This window comes from Ruegeria atlantica, assembly GCF_001458195.1.
GTDB lineage: Bacteria > Pseudomonadota > Alphaproteobacteria > Rhodobacterales > Rhodobacteraceae > Ruegeria > Ruegeria atlantica.
The window spans coordinates 50,089-68,411 of the sequence record NZ_CYPU01000017.1 but is presented as its reverse complement, the minus strand read 5'-3'; the positions used below and the strand labels follow the sequence as shown (position 1 = coordinate 68,411).

Below are 18,323 nucleotides of genomic sequence, written 5' to 3'. Positions count from 1 at the left end.
CCGATGCAGACGACATTCACCGAAGAGCAGTTGCAAGATCCCGCGATCCAAAGATCAAATGAAATCCTGCGAAACTGCGTCCATTGTGGGTTTTGTACAGCCACATGCCCGACCTATCAGGTGCTGGGGGACGAGTTGGATAGTCCACGGGGGCGCATTTACCTGATCAAGGACATGCTGGAAAACGAGCGTGTACCGGATGAGAAAACGGTAAAGCATATAGACCGCTGCCTGTCATGCCTGGCCTGTATGACCACGTGTCCATCGGGTGTGCACTACATGCATCTGGTCGATCATGCGCGGGAATACATCGAAGAGAACTATAAACGCCCCTTCTCGGATCGTGCGTTGCGTTGGGTACTGGCACAGATCCTGCCTTATCCGATGCGGTTCCGCTGGGCTTTGATCGGGGCGAAGCTGGGGCGACCATTCCGCTTTCTGATGCCCGACGCCCGGTTGCGTGCCATGCTGGACATGGCGCCCAAACATATCCCGCCCGTCAGTCGCAATGACGACCCGCAGAGATTTCCGGCCAAAGGACCGCAGCGCAAGCGCGTTGCGCTGATGACGGGTTGTGCGCAAAAAGCTTTGAATACTGACATTAACGACGCAACTATTCGACTTTTGACTAGGATGGGATGCGAGGTCGTCGTGGCCGAAGGGGCAGGGTGCTGCGGCGCGCTGACCCATCACATGGGCAAGACCCGTGAAAGCCATGAGGCCGCAAAGGCCAATATCAGGGCCTGGACGGCAGAAATGCACGGCGACGGGCTGGACGCCATTGTCATCAACACCTCGGGCTGCGGCACGACTGTCAAGGATTATGGCCATATGTTTCGCAACGATCCCATAATCGAAGACGCGGCGCGGGTGTCGTCGATTGCAATGGATATCAGCGAACTGCTGGTCCAGCTGGAACTGCCTGTAGGTGAAGACAGGGGCCTGACCGTTGCATATCATGCAGCTTGTTCTCTGCAGCACGGTCAAAAGATCAAAGCTCATCCTAAAACTCTGCTGAAACAGGCCGGTTTTGCTGTGTTAGAGCCTATAGATAGTCATCTGTGCTGTGGCAGCGCGGGGACTTACAACCTGATGCAGCCCGAGATTTCGGGCAAGCTGAAGGACCGCAAGGTCAAAACGCTGGAAGCCAAAAAGCCGGACGTGATCGCGGCGGGCAATATCGGATGCATGATGCAGATCGGCTCTGGCACGGACATTCCCGTGCTGCACACGGTCGAGCTTTTGGATTGGGCAACCGGCGGTCCGGTGCCGCGGGCATTGCGTGAACCAGCCAATCGTAAGGTTCCGGTCCTTAGATAGACCATGCTGATGCAACTGCGCACCACTCGCCCCGTTAAACGGGCGCGGGCGTCATCGCCCTATTTTTGCCGCACCGGAGACGTAGGAAAATACGTCAACAGCAAAGCCGGAGTGCCGTTTGCGAAACTGGATCACAGCATTGGCGCTGGCTTTGATGCCGTTGTCCGCCGCAGCCCAGGATACCGGGTTGAAAAGCCTGGACACCACCGATGCGGGGCGCGCGTGGATGGCGGTCGGGCGCCTGGATATCAAGGACGGCGCCGGGTTTTGCACCGGGACACTGATTTCTCCGACCCAGGTTTTGACGGCTGCCCATTGTCTGTTCGATAAGGTAACTGGTCAGCGGATCGACCTGGCAGAGGTCGAGTTTCTGGCCGCCTGGCGTCTTGGGCGTGCATCGGCCTATCGGGCCGCACGTCGCGCTGTTGTTCACCCGGACTACGAATACAGCACCGAGGCAACGGCCTCGCGGCTGTACAATGACATCGCGCTGATCGAGCTGTGGCAACCGATCCGCAATACGAGCGTAATTCCGTTCGAGACCGGAGACCGCCCGGCCCGAGGTGCCGAAGTGGGGGTCGTGTCCTACGCGCAGGACCGGGCCGAGGCCCCCTCGTTGCAAGAAGTGTGCTCCGTCATGACGCGCACATCCAACGTTTTGGTGTTGTCCTGTGACGTCGAGTTCGGGTCGTCGGGCGCACCGGTCTTTTCCTTTGACGGGGACCGGCCGCGCATCGTTTCGGTCGTCGCAGCCAAGGCCGAATTCAACGGGCAGCGCGTGGCTGTCGGCACCGCAGTCGAAGATTCATTGAAACTGCTGCAGGCAGAATTGTCGGCTGGCCGCGGATTTGGCGTATCTTCCTCCCAAGGAGGGGCACACCGCAATATTGGAGCAAGGTTCATAAAACCATGAGTCGCTTTTTTCTGAATTTTCTTTTGTTTCTTTCAATTTCCGCTTCTGCAACTTACGCCCAGACAGCCAAGCGTAAACTGACGGACCGCGATGACCTTTACGGGTGGGAGGCGGTTGGACGTCTGGACATCGGCGATGACGGGTTTTGCACAGGCACCCTGATTGCGCAGGATCTGGTTTTGACCGCTGCGCACTGTGCGTTGGACAAGGCCACCGGCGAACCGTACCCGCCGGGAATGGTGACTTTTCGGGCGGGGTTAAGCGGCGAGGACGCATTAGCCGACCGCAAGGTAATTCAAATCGCGGCGCACCCGGATTTCGTGGCAAACGGCCCGGTGTCGGCACCGCGGGTGAAGGTTGATGTGGCTCTGATGCGTCTGGACGAGCCAATCCCATATTCCATCGCCGATCCTTTTGCCCTGCATCAGGGTAGGGTCTCGGGAAATGAGGTCAGCCTGGCCTCATACGGGCGCGGCCGGTCCGAGGCGATTACACGTGAAAGGTCCTGTCGGATATTGGATCGAGACCAGGGATTGATTACTTTCAACTGCGATATCACCTTTGGGTCCTCCGGTTCTGCCTTACTTGCCAAAAACGGCCCGCGTTGGCAGATTCTGTCTGTAGTTTCCGCAGTCGCGTCCAACGGGTATCAGAAAGTAGGATTTGGCATGGAACTATCTGGAATCGTTGCCGAACTAAAGGCGGACCTGCGACGCGATGCGCCGCGTCCACAGGCAACGATCCGCCGGTTGCAGGTCGGGTCCGGCAAGTCGAATTCCGGCGCGAAATTCATCAGCTCGGGCGGGGGTTGAACTCGATCAAATTGCTACCCATGTGAACTGTATCGGGTCGCCACGAACGGGGCCCGTATCAACCAGATGCCCGTCCGAACGGAGGGCAGAACACAGATCGCTCTGATATGAGGATATGACACATGCGTAGTTTTGATTTTGCACCCCTGCACCGTGCCACCGTTGGTTTTGACCAGATCGCCGACATGATGGATCGCGTGCTGACCAATGATGTGGCTCAGCCGAGCTACCCGCCTTACAACATCGAAAAGACCGATGCCGACACTTATCGCATCTCGGTTGCAGTCGCCGGTTTTTCGGAGAATGACCTTTCGGTCGAAATGAAAGAAAACGCCCTTATCGTTGCTGGCAAGAAAGCCGCCGAGGACAAAGAGCGCAGCTACCTGCACCGTGGCATCGCCACCCGAGCGTTCGAACGCCGCTTTGCTTTGGCCGATCACGTACGGGTCATCGGCGCGAGCCATGAAAACGGCATGCTGAACATCGACCTGAAGCGCGAAGTGCCCGAGGCATTGAAACCGCGCCGGATCGAGATTTCTTCGGCCAATGCCATCGAAAAGGACGTGGTCGACGCCAAAGCCGTGAACTAAGGCGACTTTGATACGCCGCGATAATCGTTCCTCTCTGGATTATCGCACCATACGCCCCGCGTTCCTCCAGACGCGGGGCGTTGTTTTTGTAGAACCGGAAGGTCCGCTAAGCGGACAAAGCCGCCGTTTCCAATTCTGTTGACCACAGCAAGGTTACTTGTTTCCATCGATTGAAAATACTGGAAGATCAATTTGCTCAAGCGCTGCATCTTTATTGCTTTACTATTTCTCGGGCACATTTCTCACGCAGATGATGGGCCGTTTGCTCTTCTTATCGATCACTCTTTGATAGGCAACTTAGAACGTGACGGTGAATGGGAAGTGACATTCTTTGAATCCACGGTCATGTATGAATGCCTGAAATGCGACGGTTCCGTTAAGGCGTAAATCGAGGTTTTTCCGGTAAGCGGCAACGAAAACCTCGCTGGATTTCAAGAAAGTTACCTGTACCAACGGAAACTATTCTGCGCAAATCTTGTAGTTGAAGGCATTGGTCGGTGTTTGGACACTCAGCCGAGGAGCATACGGCTTGGCATGCTTTCCGGTTTCCGCTCAAGCCAGATCATCGGAAGCCGGAAGGAATTCGAAACTGCTTTGTTTAGCCTTGACTGGGACAATAAGCCTATCGCTATGAAGGCTACCGTTTACTCGGAAATTGAGTCAGATGCATCCGTTGACATACTTGATACGCTAGAGTGGCATATGCGCAGGTTAACACGTTTTTGGTAGCTTTGGGCTCATAGCTTACGTCTGAAGTTAAATGACCCCGCACAATTTCGTGCGGGGTCCTTCTGTGTTTTTCCTGTTGAGTTTAGTTCCCGCCAGTCACTGACCCGATCGACCAGAACATCGTCTCACCCGAGGCGTCGTCGACGCCGTCATTGTCGGTCATCACAAACGCCTCGCCCGAGGGCAGGATGGCCAGGCCTTCGATCTTGTCCAGAACGTAGCCACCGGTCGAGGTCAGGTCAGGCAGCAGGTCGCGGACCTCTTGCTTGCTGACCACGGGCAGGGGACCGCCTAACGGGGCCGGGGTCATCTCTGACAGCGGGATACGGTAGACCTTTTTGGTCACGGCGCGGTGGTCATGCTGATTGTCGCGCTCGATGACATAGACGTGGTCGCCAAAGGCCACGATTTCCGACAGGCCAACCCAGCCCTCTTCCGGGTCCGCTTTGGGATAGTGCACCGCGCCCCATTCCTTGGTCTCAAGGTTGTAGGCCACCAGTTTCACGTGGTTTTCAGGGCCGTCCTTCCATTCGCGCTGAACGGCCGTCCACAGGGTGTTGCCAACGCGGGTGATGCCTTCAAACCCAAAGCGCTTTTCGACGGCCATGAGCTCAGGTGGCAGGCCGATCTCGCCTTTGCGATCCTTGATCAGGCCATCAGCGGACACGTGGTAAATCGCATGCGGGATAACACGGTCCGTACGCCCTTCGGAGGCGACGTAAAACCCGCCTTTACCGTCCAGCGTGATGCCCTCCAGATCCAGCTTCTGTGCCGGGTTGCCGTCCTGACGGTGGATGCGGATCACATCCACAATGCGGGCCGGTTTATGGCTGGGGTCGATCTTGAAAATCGAAGGCTGGAAGCCATAAAAGCTGTCGTTGACCGCGTAGATCATGCCGTCCTCATCAGACACCAGACCGGACAGCGCGCCCCAGCCGATCAGCTCACCCGTGCCTGCGGACGTCAGATGCGGATAGGTGGCCGGGGCGTCCTGATATTCGTAGATCATCACGTGTGCACGCGGGCCACCGTCTTCGATCAGGTCCTTTTCATTAGCCGAGATCAGCAGGTTACGTTCCGGAATCGCAACATAACCTTCGGGACCAACGCCTGAAGGCAGCAGCTGTTTCAGAACTGGGTTGGCCGGATCGGTGGCGTCATAGACACCCACGACCGAGGCGCGCTCGGCTCCTACAAAGATCATTGGTGTGTCACCGAAGGTCGCTGCGGTCACACTTTCAGGCTCAACACCTTTGGCGTCCGAGCGTTTGTCGGGATAGTGACCGATCTGGATGATGGCTTTCTCGAAACCGGTACCGTTTTCGTAAACTACGGCGCCGTCCTTGTGGAAGATCGTCCAGCCACGCGAACCGCCCTCGTAGTCGCCTTCGTTGGCGGTGCGAAGTGGTTCTCGTCGACCCATTTCACCGCGTCCGGTTCACGCAGACGGCCCGGCTGACTTTCGGTGAAAACCAGTGCGCCGCGCTCATCGGTGGCGTCGATACCATCCAGGTCTACGCTACCGGCCGAGAAATGGCTGATCACCTTGCCGTCTTTGTCCACGACCGCGATGTGGTTGTTTTCCTGCAGGGTGACGACAGTTTCGCCCAGACTATTGATGTCCACGAACTCGGGTTCGGGGTCGGTGGGGGCAACGTCGGCCAGACCGGTCAGCGAGGCCATCTTCATGCCCGCGCAATCCAATGCGCCGTCTTTCAGCGGCACCAGAGCCAGTGTTCCGGCAGGCAGCTGAGGGAGGACCCCGTCGTTCAGGTCTTCGTCACGCTCATTCTCGATGGCTACGGAAACAAAGTTGCCATCCGGGGCAATCGCGACACTGTCGGGCTGACCACCCAGGTCACAGGCACCGGTTTCCACCTTGCCCGCAATATCGACCGAGATCAGCTTGCCCGAAGGGACAGTATAGCTTTCCGAAGTGTTCACGCCCACAAAAGCCGTCGTGCCAACAATCCCCACGGATGTTGGCTCACCACCCACGTCCATCGCACCCAGTGGCGCGGGGTTCGCGGGGTCGGTGATATCGACCATACCAATCATACCCAGCGGGCTGTCCGTATAGACCAGCGTCATGCCATCAGCAGTCGCCGCGATGATCTCGGGCGAGGTTTCGCGGGTGGTATCCGCCCCCTCGGCCATATTTTTGACGACGGGGAAAGACGCAATTCGGTTGAAATTCATTTCTGCCGCTGCCTGACCGGCAGTCAGGGCAAGGGCAGATGTCAGGCAGACACAGCGCAATGACATCGGGTGGTATCCTCTCTCACTTGGATGAGAGGGGGATGAACGCGGGTCATTGCAGGGATGTGACGGTTTGTTTGCAGTTTTGTGACAAACGTAATGGCCCCGGCGCGCAGCACCGGGGCCTTTTCAGATCAGACCGACAGGCAGACGTACTTCATTTCAAGATAGTCTTCCATGCCGTGATGGCTGCCTTCGCGGCCCAGGCCGGACTGTTTGACGCCACCAAACGGGCCAAGCTCGGTCGAGATGATGCCGGTGTTCACACCAACGATGCCGTATTCCAGCGCCTCGGCCACTTTGTAGACGCGGCTGAGGTCCTTGGCGTAAAAGTACGAAGCCAGACCAAAGATCGTGTCGTTGGCCATTGCGATCACGTCATCCTCGTCTTCGAACTTGAACAGGGGCGCCAGCGGGCCAAAGGTCTCGTCCTGCGCCACCATCATGTCCTGCGTCACGCCGGTCACGATGGTGGGCTGGAAGAAGGTGCCGCCCAGATCATGCGGCAGACCTCCGGTCAGAACCGCGCCGCCCTTGTCGGTGACGTCTTTGATGTGTTCCTCGACCTTGGCGACCGCTTCTTCGTTGATCAGCGGACCGGTGGTGGTGCCATCGGCCAGACCGTCACCGATTTTCAGCGCTTCGACGGCGGCTTTCAGTTTGGCCGCGAATTCATCGTACACGCCCGCCTGCACATAGATCCGGTTGGCGCAGACGCAGGTCTGGCCGTTATTGCGGAACTTGCACATCATCGCGCCTTCAACGGCTGCATCCAGATCGGCATCGTCAAACACGATGAACGGCGCGTTGCCGCCCAGTTCCATCGAGCATTTCATCACCTGATCAGCGGCCTGTTTCAGCAGGATGCGACCCACTTCGGTCGAGCCGGTAAAGGTCAGCTTGCGCACGCCGGGGTTTTCGCAGAATTCCTTGCCAATCTCGCTGGCGCTGGAGGACGGCAATACGTTAAACACGCCAGCCGGGATGCCAGCCTGTTCGGCCAGAACGCCCATGACCAATGCGGACAGCGGTGTTTCCTTGGCCGGGCGCGCAACAAAGGCGCAGCCTGCCGCCAGTGCCGGAGCTGCCTTGCGGGTGATCATCGCATTGGGGAAGTTCCAGGGCGTGATCGATGCGGCAACGCCAATCGGCTGTTTCAGCACCATGATCCGCTTGTCGCGCTGATGGCCCGGGATCGTCTCGCCATAAACGCGCTTGGCCTCTTCGCCGAAGAACTCGATGAATGACGCGCCATAACCGATCTCGCCAACGGCCTCGGCCAGCGGCTTGCCTTGCTCGGCGGTCAGGATCTTGCCCAGATCTTCGGCGTTTTCCATCATCAGGTCGTACCAGCGACGCAGAATCACGGCGCGTTCCTTGCCGGTCAGCTTGGCCCATTCCTTTTGCGCGGCCTCAGCTTGAGCGATTGCACCGGCAACCTGTGCGCGGCTCAGGTCTGCAACTTCGGCCACAACGTCGCCACGTGCCGGGTTGGTTACGGCGAATGTGCCATTGTCACCGTCAACCCACTGACCACCGATATAGGCTTTGGTCACCAGCAGATCGGGGTTTTTCAGGATTGATTTCAGGTCGGTTGTCGCGTCCAGCATGGGTCAGCCTCCGGCAATAAAAATTTGTTAGCACTCAAACATGTGCCTCCCGGATTGTCTATGGCCACCCGTGGGGTCAGATCAATCCAGTTTTCGTATGGTAAACGTGACGTTTTTTGCCTACCGGAGCGCATTCATGCGATCTGAGGCCAAAGTGTCAACCCGCCTATCTTTTTTTGGCGGAGTTTGCCAAAGTTCCACAGGATTGGATGCCCAAGGGGATGTAAATGATCGTAACATCTCCTATCTTGTTGGGTGCATAATTAAAAAAGGAATAGGACAGATGTCGAACCAGCAGTTTGATGCGTTGATTGAGGAAACGCAGCAAAAAGTGCGCGAAAGCCAGTCTCAGATCGAAGGGCTGACATCCCGGATTGAAGCCGCGCGTTCTAAGATCGGCTCTGCCGAGGCCGACATCGACATCGAAAACGCCACGCTTGAGGATGTGCACGCCCATACCGAGGTGATGAACGCCAATATCGCCGAGCTGATCATGGGTCTGGACGACGTCACCAGCGCCTTTTCCAAGGATTTCGACGAGATGCGCTCGAAATCCGGGTGGGAGACGTTTGTCGGCATCTTCTCCAAGGGCAAGTCTGAATCGATGCGGCAGGAGCGCATGCGCACCGCCAATATCGACGACAAGCTGCAGGACCTGATCGCCAAATCCGACGTAATCGTTCAATTGCTGCAAGGGCAGCTATCCGTGTTGGAAGAACAGCGGGTGAAGGTCGAGGAAAACCTGACCGGTACGCTGGACGACCGCGAGGCTACTGTTGCTGAACTAGAGGCGCTGCGGGCTGAGATTCAGGATATGGATCCGACGATTATCACTCTGGAAAACAAGATCAGTGTCGAACAGGACGCCGCCGCGCGCACGCAGCTGGAAACCGAACTGGCCGAGCTGAACAAGCAATACAATGCCAAGGTTCAGGAAGAGCAGGTCAAGCTGGCCAAGTCACAAACGCTGGAGCGCTATATCGAAAAGGGCAAGACCTGGGTCGACTCCCTACAGAACCAGGCCGCGACACAGATGGTGCTGATCAACAAGCTGCAGACAGACACGCAACAGCGTGTGGTGCTGTATGACGCCCTGACCAAATCGCTGAAAACCGCGCAACAGCAGGACGTGGCCCACCGCATCAACGAGATCGGCGTGCAGACCGACCAAGAGGCGCAGACGGCAATGGCCGCCATCGGCACCGCGACCAACCAGAAAATGGCCGACATGCTTGAGGCGCATGAGGACCACATGGTCTTTGCCCGTGATGTGCTGGAGAAAAAGGCCAAGGCGGATGAACGCTTTGCCCGTCGCTTCGCCTCGATTGTCGAGAAGCATGATAAGAATTTGTATGGTGGGTAAAAAAGAGTGGTTGCGACGAATGCCATTTTTCTTAGAGCAAGACAAAGACAAGACTTGGGTAGAACGGAACGGTGAGCTTGTTTGGGGTGCAATTGGCCTCGTTTTCCTCATCTGTTTTCTGACGATGATGGCGAATGGGTTTTACCTTTTGAGTGGCGTTGGTGTTCTCGGTGCTTTGTGGTCGGGCTATCGACTGGAAATGTTTCGCAGATCGCAAGGAATTAACAGTGTGCCAACTAATGTCCAAAGCGACGGCAGTCAGTCACCTGGCCCGGACCTAGGTGGTTTTGGTGGCGGTGATGCATGATTGACCCCACTAAAGACCATGTGGGACTAACCGACACCTTCTCCTCGCGCCGCTATTTTCGAAAATTCGAGGTGATCACCGTTCACTTGTTGCGCGTGGCCGCGACGATGGAGGCGGAGGGCGCGATCAGCAAGCAAGAGGTGCGGATCGTATCGCGCTACCTCTCGGGACTGCTCTACACCTTCCGCGCGCTTTCCATGAAATACCTGCTGGTCGGGCGCGATACCGGACGGTTCTTTGGCAGCCTCGCCATGGACAAGCGCGACAGCGGATTTCCGGTGGCGGCCGAACTGCTGACCATGGCCAATGACGCGCAGCAGGCGCAGGTGCATCTGGCGAATATGCCCTCGGAAGATGACCTGAAAACCGACATGGTACGGACGATCATTGGCGATCAGGAAATCCCGACCAAGCTGCAATTCGCCCTGTCCCAAAGGCTCTATTACGAGGAGTTGCTAAAGGGAGAGCTGTTCTGGGCCCGCAACGATCCCGAATGCCACTGGATCGGGAATGAAGGCGAGCGGCGCAAATTCATGATCCACTGGGCGGTATATGACAGTCAGATCAACCTGCCGGTCATCTACCTGATGCAGCTTGAGGACAGCGGCAAGACAGCCTTACCCAAAGACCAGCGCCGCTGGCCCGAAGTGCAGGCGCATCTGATGGCGCAGTCTTTGGGCGGGCTGAAACTGGTGACCATCGCCAAGGGATTTGATCAGGACTTCGACGACCTACACCCCAAACACCTGCGCCGCATCCATGTGGGGCCGATGTATTCCTCGGCCTATACCGAGCAAACCGGCCCGTTGCGGCAGGTGCTTGAGGACGCACAGGCACCGCAGGGTCAGGACTGGGCACTGGCCTGGACCACCGAAGAGCTGGACAGCGAAGAGGTGATCGAAGAACGCGCCGGGTGGTTTTCCACAGTCGAGCGCGAGGTTTTTGCGCTGGACCCGTTCGGCGGACAGGGGGCCGAGACCGGGGCTACGCGCACCCAACGGTCGATCATCCTGCCCCAACGTCCATTTCAGGTGCTGGCTGAACGCAACCCACCGGGATTTGGGGATGTGCGCAAATTCGTGGTCAGCAAGAGCGGGCAGGTGCTGCGCTATTAGTTTGGCCTCCGGCGGGAGTATTTTTGAAAAGATGAAGCAAGGGCGGTTTTGAAATGAGTTTGACGTCAGATCAGATGGAATTGCGCGAAGACGATATTCGCAAGCATTATCCGGCAGCGACCGCCTTGTTGAACGGTTTCGAACACGCGCCGCGGATTGCCAAACCTGTTGAGGTGGCGACCGAACGGTCTCCGGGCGTTTCAACTGGGCGGCGGTTTCGCTCCACGACGCCGGGGCTGGTGACACGCCGAACCGTGCGCGCAGCCGGAGTGCATCTGGTCGAACGGATCGAAGCCTCGGATGATGGCGATACGCTGGTTTCACCACCTCAGGCGACCACGCAGCAGGCCATCCGCCGCGCCATTGCCATCGCCTTGGCTGTGGCTGAGACCTATGCGCAACAGACCTCGCTGGCTGATCTGAAACGCGCGAATTTGGCTGGAGACTTGCCCGCCGCGCGCAAGACCGAATTCTCGGAACTGCTGACGGCCGAGGCGCTGATCACCTCGCACACCTTCGGCAATGCGCTGGCGTACTTGATGTCCTCGCATCTTGGAGAGACCACTGTCGATATCGGTGAGGTCGAAGAGGTCTTGACCGACAACGGCCAACTCGCCCTGCACGGCGCACTGTGGGAGCTGGACCAGACACTAGCAAAACACGCCCCCGACGATGCCCACCTGATCGCGGCCACTAGTGCCTATGCCGAACAACTAATGGAAAAGTCGGCCCTGCGCGCGCAGTCAGCAGGCCATCTGGCCCCGTTCCAGAACGCCGCATGGCACATCGAGGCTGATGATCTGACGATCCGGGGGTTCGAACCGGCCTCCAAGGCCAAATCCACCACCCTGACCATGACGTTCAAGAAACCGAACGAGGTGGTCGGCAACCATATCGCCAAGTATCAGGCCATGAAGCTGGCCAAGATGGTGATGGCTTATGATTTCGACCGCCGCCTGAACCCGTTTGCGGAACTCGGCGGGTTCATCTTTACCTTCATGGGCGACGGCAAGCCGGGCACCGGTAAAACCACTCTGATCCAGATGATGGCCGGGCTGATCAACGACTATTGCCAGAACGCGGGCTATCCGTTCCGCTACCAGAACCTGAGCACCGACAATATCGACAGCTATCAGGGCAAATCCGGCCAGAATGCCAAGGCCTTTATCAACACGATCATCGACCCCTCGGTCATCGGCTTTGGCACCATTGACGACATCGACCAGCTTGCGGGCAAACGCGGCGACCGGCAGTCGTCAGCCGGTCAGCTGGAAATCACCGCCGTGCTGATGGAGAGCTTTGCGGGTGCCAACACTGTCGTGCGCGGCAATTGTACCTTTGGCATGTTCTCGAATTACCCCGAGAATGTGGACGACGCCTTGCGTCAACGGGCGGGCGCGCGGTTCCTGGTTGACGGGCCGCAGACGCGCGAGGATTACATCGATATCCTGCACCTGCTGATGGGCCGCAATCACGACATCCCGCTGGGCGAACACGAGGCCTATGCCGCGCAGGAAATCAAAAAGGCTGTCGCTGCCAGTTTCGAAAGTCATTCCCGCCCGCACGAAGAGACTCTGCTGCAGGTCTATGACCGGGTCTCCGGCGATATCGGCCAGATGGATACGATTGCCAAGATGGGCACCTATCTCAAGGCAATCCAGCAGGCGGATGAGCGCTTTACCGGCCGCGCGATCAAGAACATCACCGATGCCGTCAAGGTCCGCGCGATGGATTTCGAACTGCCCGACGAATGGATGGAAAACCCCGACCTGTTCCTGTTCCGCGACTACGACACCAAAAAGGCTATGATCGAGGACCTGCGCCAGCCGATCACGGTGGAAATGGTGATGCAAGAGATCAACCGCTACGCCGACAGCGAGTTCCGCTATGCCGACAAGAGCGACGAGGTCGCCATCGAAAACGCCATCCGCGAGATGGGTCGGATGGAAGAGGCTAAACGGCGGTATCTGGAGGGCAAAACATGATCGGCGGCCTGATCGCTTTCCTAGCGTCGCTGATCGCCATCTGTCTGTTTTTGGGCATCGCTGTTGCCCGTCGCAGACCGGCCTCTCGACGGGCCTTTGCCATGCTGGTGCTGATCATCTTCGCCGTCACATACATATGGAGTGCCCTGTTTGAGATTTGGATAAACAACGCATCCTTGTTCCGTCCCGGCTCACTGCTCAACGCCTTTGGCCCAAATGAAATGCCTTCACATTTTCTTGGTGCTGCGTTGTTCTGGTTCGTGCCCGCACTGATCTTGGCTGCAGGCGCGTATCTAACAACGCGTCGTCGGTCAAAGGAGGCACAGACGTGACATTGACACTCGCAATCACCGGTTTTGCCCTTGTTTTGGGTCTGATCCAACCCCTGCGCTGGGGTTTGCTCGGCTTTCTGGGTGCGGTGGTGGTTCTGTTCCTGACCCAGTTCGGTGTGAACGCCGGCAGCGGGTTCGAGGGCACCACATGGGAAGAATCGCTGATCCTATTTGAGGGCAGCTTGGCGTCTTATATCGGGTTCAATCTGCAAATCACGGCACGGGCGTTTGCATTGCCATTGTTCGCGTTGGCCGCCGTATTTGTTGGTAGGCTCAGCCAGAGAGTAAACTGAGTGCAACACACGCTCGATCAGTTTGTAAGGAGTACCTGAGTGCTTGATGTCGTCTTTCTGATAACATGTGCTCTTCTAGCCTATGCTGGAATCAAGTTCGTCCGCTGGGCTTTTCGTTTTAGCTTGCCAGTTCCTTTGGGTAGATTCATGTGGCTGCGATTTTTCTTCTGGTGGACCCTCACTCTTTTTATGGCAGTGGCCGCGTATATCGGTGTGATCGCCTCAGTGGCTTATTACCTTTTCGAGATTTTGAATTTGGACGAAAGGTTGGATTCATCAGTACTGTTGCTGGGAGGGTTGGTTTTGACTGCGCCTTACTGGGCAGGTTTGATAAATGGCATCAATTTGCAGGCATCGCATAGGTGGGCCGAATGATCCGCCTCATCAAAAAAGGCCTGATGTTCGGCAACCTCGTCCACATCTCCAGCCCGGCCTTAGTCGAGCGGTATAACCGTGCGCTGCAGCATCTGGCGGGCAAGACCACGGCGTTAACGGATTTCCATGTCGATATCTCGGGCTATTCGCCGGAGGTGGGGATTGAGTTGGAGGATGAGCTCTACCTCAACCCCAACGGGGTCAACCGGCAGTTCATCCTGCTGACGACCGAACAGAAACGCGCGCCTTTGCTGAACGTCAAATTCTCGACCTCTCGCGATATCCTGCGCGAATTCATCGAGATGAACGAGGCGCAACTGTTTGCCCTGACCGCCACCGATTCGGTGGCCGGAGAGCTGGTGAACTCGGTCATCAAACTCACCACGCCCCGCGATCTGCTGAACCTGCGCAAGATCGAGATTGAGGCCGACACCGCAGGCGGCACCCTGCGAAAGGCACAGCAATTGGCGGGCATGGTCGAACGATTCAAAACCGAAGAGGACGCCTGGTTCGACGATGTGCTGATCGCCAAGATGATCGAAACGGCCAAGGAAACCGGCGACGTAACCCGCAACCCCGTCCGCCTGCGCCATACCGCCTTCGAACAGCGCAACTTCTGGACAGCGCATTTTGGCGGACTGTACCTGTTTCCGGATCTGGATCATCCGGCGGCGATCTGCATGGGCGAAAAACCCGACGATATGCCGATCAAATACGTTTTTGAATCGTCGCAGCGGAACCAGATTGCCAAGTTACTGGGGCTAAACGGCTTGGTCGAAACGATCATCGAGGCGCGCGGCGTGAATTCCGCCGCGATCTTGCAGCAAAAAATGGACTTTCTGACCGTGGATGCCGCTGCCGATGCAGGCGTTGACCTGACAGGGTTGGATCGCGGTGACATGCGACGGCTGGCGCGAAACCATTCGGATCGTCTGCCTGACGCTTATCACGGTTTGGCGCAGCTGTTGCGCTGGGCAAAAGATGGCGGGCCGTGGCCGCGTATCACCTCGGATCACCCAGCCTATTTCTATACGCTGCGGGCGACAAACACACCGAACCGCGATCTGGTGAACATGTTGTTGGCGGAACTGGCCCCGTTGGACCCGCGTCAGGTGTTCATTTGCCATAAGGAACTGTTCTACCGCACCTATGCGATTTGGCCCGAGGCCAAAAAAGCCTATGTTGCCGACTTCCTTGCGCGCGAGTATCAGGTGGATAAGGCTGGCGCCCGGGCCGCACTATTCGGCCACGAACCGGATATGAGCGGCAATGACCGGATCAGCGAAGACATCATCGCACGCGTCGGCCCCTGGGGCGCAGTAGGGAGAAGTTAAATGTTCGTCGCACTGCGTTTTTTGATCCCGTTGCTGGTCGTTCTGACGGTCATTTATGTGGGCGTATCAATCTATTCCCGCTGGGTACGGCGCAGTAAGCTGATCGCCCATTGGGAGAAAAAGGGTCTGACCGGCGACCGCGATGCATTTGTCCAGCGCGGGCTAAAAAAATACGACGGATCGTTTCGACGCAAACTGATCCTTGGGATTTACGTGGTGCCGCTGGGCCTGATCGCAATCCTGATTTATGTTACGAATTTCATGTGAGGGTTTCGCTGATGCGTTACGTCAAATGGGCTATCATCATCCTGTTTTGGGGCACGATTGCGGCGGTGTTGAATTACACCCTTCCGCAGCACGATGTGGTTCGGATTTCGGATACCTATGAGAAACGGATCGACCCCGGTGAGAACAGCATCTTCTGGTCGGTTCATGACGTCGGCAGTGATGCGACAACGGCAAACCGCGATGTGTTTTTCATTCAGACCCGCAAGACCAACGGCAAGGTCATGGTGTATCGGAACGAAGACACGGGCTGGGGCTGGCCACCTTATTTTAAACTAAACTCGTCGAACCTGCAGGCCGAAGCCGCAGACTTGAAATCAACAAACGAAGCGCCTCGCTGGGTGGTTGTTCGCCACTACGGTTGGCGCAGTGAGTTCCTGTCGATTTTCCCGAATGCAGTGAAGATTTGGTCAGTAGACAGCCAAGACGTTCGGATTATTCCCTGGTTCAATATCATTTTCCTGACCGTATTCTTCGCGATAGCTTGGGCCCTTTGGGTCCGCTGGCGCCGGTTTCGCGAGGCGCGGGTTGATCCCGTGATCGAGAATATGGAAGATGGCCTTTATGCCGCTGGCGACGCCATAGAAGAGCAGGGCAGCAGGTTCCGAAAGTGGCTGAACAGTTGGAAATCCAAATAGGTTTTGGTGGGGCCGTTTGGCGCCTCCCTCAGCCTTGGCGGTGACCTGTTGGGCTGAGTTCCTCAGCATACGATAAATTCGGCGTGCAGCGCTCCGGCGGCTTTGATCGTCTTCAAAATGTCGATCATGTCCCGGGGCGACACCCCAAGCGCGTTCAGACCTGCCACAACTTCGGACAGGGTTGCCGTGCCAGCGGTAGTTGATCTGGAAGCACCCGATATCAAAGCTGCGTTTGCCTGCTTTGAAGATGTCGAACACATATGATTTTGCCTCGAACTCTGAGGTGAACCAAATGCCCTTCCCTTCGACATTGATCGTCCGGGCCAAGCTAGCTGTGTCAGGGTTTACAGAGGGTTATCGGCCGCTCAGTTTCGATCGATCCGGCGGCCGAACACGACACTAGTGTTGGTTCGCGAAACCCCGGGGATCTTTGCCAATTCGTCGACCAGTATGTCCAGATCCTCGATCCTGGGGGCTTCGGCGGACAGCAGCAGGTCGAACTCCCCATTGATCGACAGGCAAAGTTTGACCTCGGGATAAGTTTCCAGTCGCTTGATAATACGTTTGGTCTCTTTTTGCTGAACCTCAAGCAAGACAACGACCTGAACGCGCGGGGCGTCTTCAGGGGCGCTCAGAACCACGGAATACCCGGCAATCACGCCGCGTTCTTCCATCCGCTGAATGCGTTCATGCACGGTGGTCCGGGCCACACCCAGTTTCGCCGCGATCTTGGTCGTAGATTCGCGGGCGTTGTGCTGCAGGGCTGTGATGATGCGGCGGTCAAGCTGATCCATAGGGCCAAGGTGTAGTGCAAATACCTTGGGATGCTCAAGGTTTGTCAGCGTGTTCGCCCGACGTGATTTTCTGCTTGGAGCGCGGCCAGATCAGAAGCGCAACACCAAGCCCCGCAAGGGCTGCAATAGTCATCCAGATCAATGTCTGTTCGGTCCCTTTGGTGGTCATCAGCCACCCGGCCAACGGGTACAACACCAGCCAGCAGGCATGGGACAGCGTGAACTGCGCGGCGAAAACTGCCGGTCGGTCTTCCGGGCAGGCTGTGCGTGTCAGCAGGCGGCCGGACGGTGTCAGAGTGGCTGAATAGCCAAAGCCAGCACCCGCCCATAACACCGCGAGCCCCCACAAAGTCATCTGGGTCGAGGCGAACAACCCCGCTGCAACGGCCATCGTGAGTGTCCCGAATGCTGCACCAGCCAGCATAACGCTGCGATCCTCATAGTGATTCAGAAGAGACGGCAGGATGAAGGCAGCCACCATCGAGCCGCCGCCATACCCGGCCAATGCAACGGCCACAGCACTTTCCGACAGTCCAAGATCGGCGCGCACGATGACGACAGTGTTGACGATGACCATCGCGCTGAGTGACGCGGCAGTCCACGTCAGCGCCAGCAAACCGCGCAACCGTGTCGTACCAAGGTATAGGCGAATGCCCCGGGTTGTCCGGTCGTAAACCCCCCTCCGTTTCGTCGGTTTGGGCGAAGGCAGGGCGACCGACACGACAAGTATTGCCGAGGCAACGAACCCAAAGCTTGTGCCCCAGAACAGGTTGTCAAAGCTAATGATCAACAACAGCGCTGCAGCCAGAGCGGGACTGAGCAGGCTTTCGAGGTCATAGGCCAGCCGGGACAGCGACAAGGCTTTGGTGTAGTCCTGCTCATCTGTCAGAACATCCGGGATCGTTGCCTGAAAGGCAGGAGTGAAACCGGCAGATGCCGATTGCAGCAGGAAGATCAACACATAGATTTGCCATATCTCGGTTACGAACGGCAGGCAAAGCGCGACGGCGGCTCGCACCAGATCTAGCACCACCAACATTTTGCGTCGGTCCAGCCGTTCCGCAAACGCAGCGGCGAGCGGGGCGACAACCACGTAGGCCACCATCTTGATGGTCAGGGCGGTTCCCAGAACCATACCCGCCGCGTCACCGGCCAATTCAAAGGCGAGCAACCCCAAGGCAACCGTCGCCAGCCCGGTTCCCATCAACGCAACCACCTGAGCCGCCAGTAAATGGCGATAGATGCGGTTCTTCAGGACGCTCAGCATCG

The 18,323-nt window shown here is 57.3% G+C and carries 18 protein-coding genes and 1 pseudogene; 14 read left to right on the top strand and 5 right to left on the bottom strand.

Annotated elements, in window-relative coordinates:
* Positions 1–3: 3 nt before the first annotated feature.
* The 4 genes from glcF (at position 4) to RUA4292_RS04685 (ending at position 3,635) form a co-directional block, all read left to right on the top strand.
* The gene (gene glcF, locus RUA4292_RS04700) at positions 4–1,320 is read left to right on the top strand and encodes a glycolate oxidase subunit GlcF (protein WP_058276543.1); all 1,317 of its coding nucleotides are present in this window, start codon (positions 4–6) and stop codon (positions 1,318–1,320) included.
* A gap of 118 nt (positions 1,321–1,438) precedes the next feature.
* Positions 1,439–2,233, top strand: coding sequence for a trypsin-like serine peptidase (locus RUA4292_RS04695; protein WP_058276542.1), 795 nt, complete (start codon positions 1,439–1,441; stop codon positions 2,231–2,233).
* The gene (locus RUA4292_RS04690; protein ID WP_058273017.1) at positions 2,230–3,045 is read left to right on the top strand and encodes a trypsin-like serine peptidase; all 816 of its coding nucleotides are present in this window, start codon (positions 2,230–2,232) and stop codon (positions 3,043–3,045) included. The genes RUA4292_RS04695 and RUA4292_RS04690 overlap by 4 nt, the downstream gene beginning before the upstream one ends.
* Positions 3,046–3,167: 122 nt before the next feature.
* Positions 3,168–3,635 carry an Hsp20 family protein gene (locus RUA4292_RS04685; protein ID WP_058276541.1) on the top strand — a complete coding sequence of 156 codons (468 nt, stop codon included), beginning with the start codon at positions 3,168–3,170 and terminating at the stop codon, positions 3,633–3,635.
* A gap of 811 nt (positions 3,636–4,446) precedes the next feature.
* Here the strand turns inward: RUA4292_RS04685 and RUA4292_RS04675 are convergent.
* Both RUA4292_RS04675 and RUA4292_RS04670 read right to left on the bottom strand, forming a co-directional pair.
* Positions 4,447–6,629: pseudogene (locus RUA4292_RS04675) on the bottom strand (esterase-like activity of phytase family protein).
* Between the two features lie 128 nt (positions 6,630–6,757).
* The gene (locus RUA4292_RS04670) at positions 6,758–8,233 is read right to left on the bottom strand and encodes an NAD-dependent succinate-semialdehyde dehydrogenase (protein WP_058276539.1); all 1,476 of its coding nucleotides are present in this window, start codon (positions 8,231–8,233) and stop codon (positions 6,758–6,760) included.
* A 283-nt stretch (positions 8,234–8,516) separates the two neighbouring features.
* Between RUA4292_RS04670 and RUA4292_RS04665 the strand changes: the two genes are divergently transcribed.
* Genes RUA4292_RS04665 through RUA4292_RS04620 form a run of 10 tightly spaced genes read left to right on the top strand, consistent with a single transcriptional unit; the run spans position 8,517 to position 16,260 of the window.
* Complete coding sequence (locus RUA4292_RS04665) at positions 8,517–9,596, top strand: coiled-coil domain-containing protein (protein WP_058276579.1); 1,080 nt, start codon at positions 8,517–8,519, stop codon at positions 9,594–9,596.
* Positions 9,586–9,903 carry a hypothetical protein gene (locus RUA4292_RS04660; protein WP_145974870.1) on the top strand — a complete coding sequence of 106 codons (318 nt, stop codon included), beginning with the start codon at positions 9,586–9,588 and terminating at the stop codon, positions 9,901–9,903. Before RUA4292_RS04665 ends, RUA4292_RS04660 begins: the two co-directional genes overlap by 11 nt.
* Positions 9,900–11,018, top strand: a complete 1,119-nt coding sequence (locus tag RUA4292_RS04655; RefSeq protein WP_058276537.1) for a hypothetical protein — start codon at positions 9,900–9,902, stop codon at positions 11,016–11,018. The genes RUA4292_RS04660 and RUA4292_RS04655 overlap by 4 nt, the downstream gene beginning before the upstream one ends.
* A 53-nt stretch (positions 11,019–11,071) precedes the next feature.
* On the top strand, positions 11,072–13,003 hold the full coding sequence (locus RUA4292_RS04650) for an AAA family ATPase (protein ID WP_058276536.1): 1,932 nt from the start codon (positions 11,072–11,074) through the stop codon (positions 13,001–13,003).
* A complete protein-coding gene (locus RUA4292_RS04645; protein ID WP_058276535.1) occupies positions 13,000–13,335 on the top strand; it encodes a hypothetical protein in 336 nt (111 codons plus the stop codon). Before RUA4292_RS04650 ends, RUA4292_RS04645 begins: the two co-directional genes overlap by 4 nt.
* Entirely contained in the window at positions 13,332–13,628 is a 297-nt protein-coding gene (locus RUA4292_RS04640) for a hypothetical protein (RefSeq protein WP_058276534.1), read from the top strand. The genes RUA4292_RS04645 and RUA4292_RS04640 overlap by 4 nt, the downstream gene beginning before the upstream one ends.
* A 39-nt stretch (positions 13,629–13,667) precedes the next feature.
* The gene (locus tag RUA4292_RS04635; RefSeq protein WP_145974869.1) at positions 13,668–14,003 is read left to right on the top strand and encodes a hypothetical protein; all 336 of its coding nucleotides are present in this window, start codon (positions 13,668–13,670) and stop codon (positions 14,001–14,003) included.
* Entirely contained in the window at positions 14,000–15,337 is a 1,338-nt protein-coding gene (locus RUA4292_RS04630; protein WP_058276532.1) for a DUF6638 family protein, read from the top strand. The genes RUA4292_RS04635 and RUA4292_RS04630 overlap by 4 nt, the downstream gene beginning before the upstream one ends.
* On the top strand, positions 15,338–15,604 hold the full coding sequence (locus RUA4292_RS04625; RefSeq protein WP_058276531.1) for a hypothetical protein: 267 nt from the start codon (positions 15,338–15,340) through the stop codon (positions 15,602–15,604). It begins immediately after the preceding gene.
* Positions 15,605–15,615: 11 nt separating this feature from the next.
* On the top strand, positions 15,616–16,260 hold the full coding sequence (locus RUA4292_RS04620; RefSeq protein WP_058276530.1) for a DUF1523 family protein: 645 nt from the start codon (positions 15,616–15,618) through the stop codon (positions 16,258–16,260).
* Positions 16,261–16,322: 62 nt separating this feature from the next.
* Here the strand turns inward: RUA4292_RS04620 and RUA4292_RS25150 are convergent, their stop codons facing one another.
* The 3 genes from RUA4292_RS25150 to RUA4292_RS04605 form a co-directional block, all read right to left on the bottom strand.
* Positions 16,323–16,520 (bottom strand): flagellar basal body P-ring protein FlgI, encoded by a 198-nt coding sequence (locus RUA4292_RS25150; RefSeq protein WP_233493350.1) that lies wholly within the window; start codon positions 16,518–16,520, stop codon positions 16,323–16,325.
* 105 nt (positions 16,521–16,625) lie between these two features.
* The gene (locus RUA4292_RS04610; RefSeq protein ID WP_058276529.1) at positions 16,626–17,054 is read right to left on the bottom strand and encodes an Lrp/AsnC family transcriptional regulator; all 429 of its coding nucleotides are present in this window, start codon (positions 17,052–17,054) and stop codon (positions 16,626–16,628) included.
* 34 nt (positions 17,055–17,088) lie between these two features.
* Positions 17,089–18,321: an MFS transporter gene (locus RUA4292_RS04605; protein WP_082637000.1), complete on the bottom strand. Its 1,233-nt coding sequence runs from the start codon at positions 18,319–18,321 to the stop codon at positions 17,089–17,091.
* Positions 18,322–18,323 lie beyond the last annotated feature (2 nt).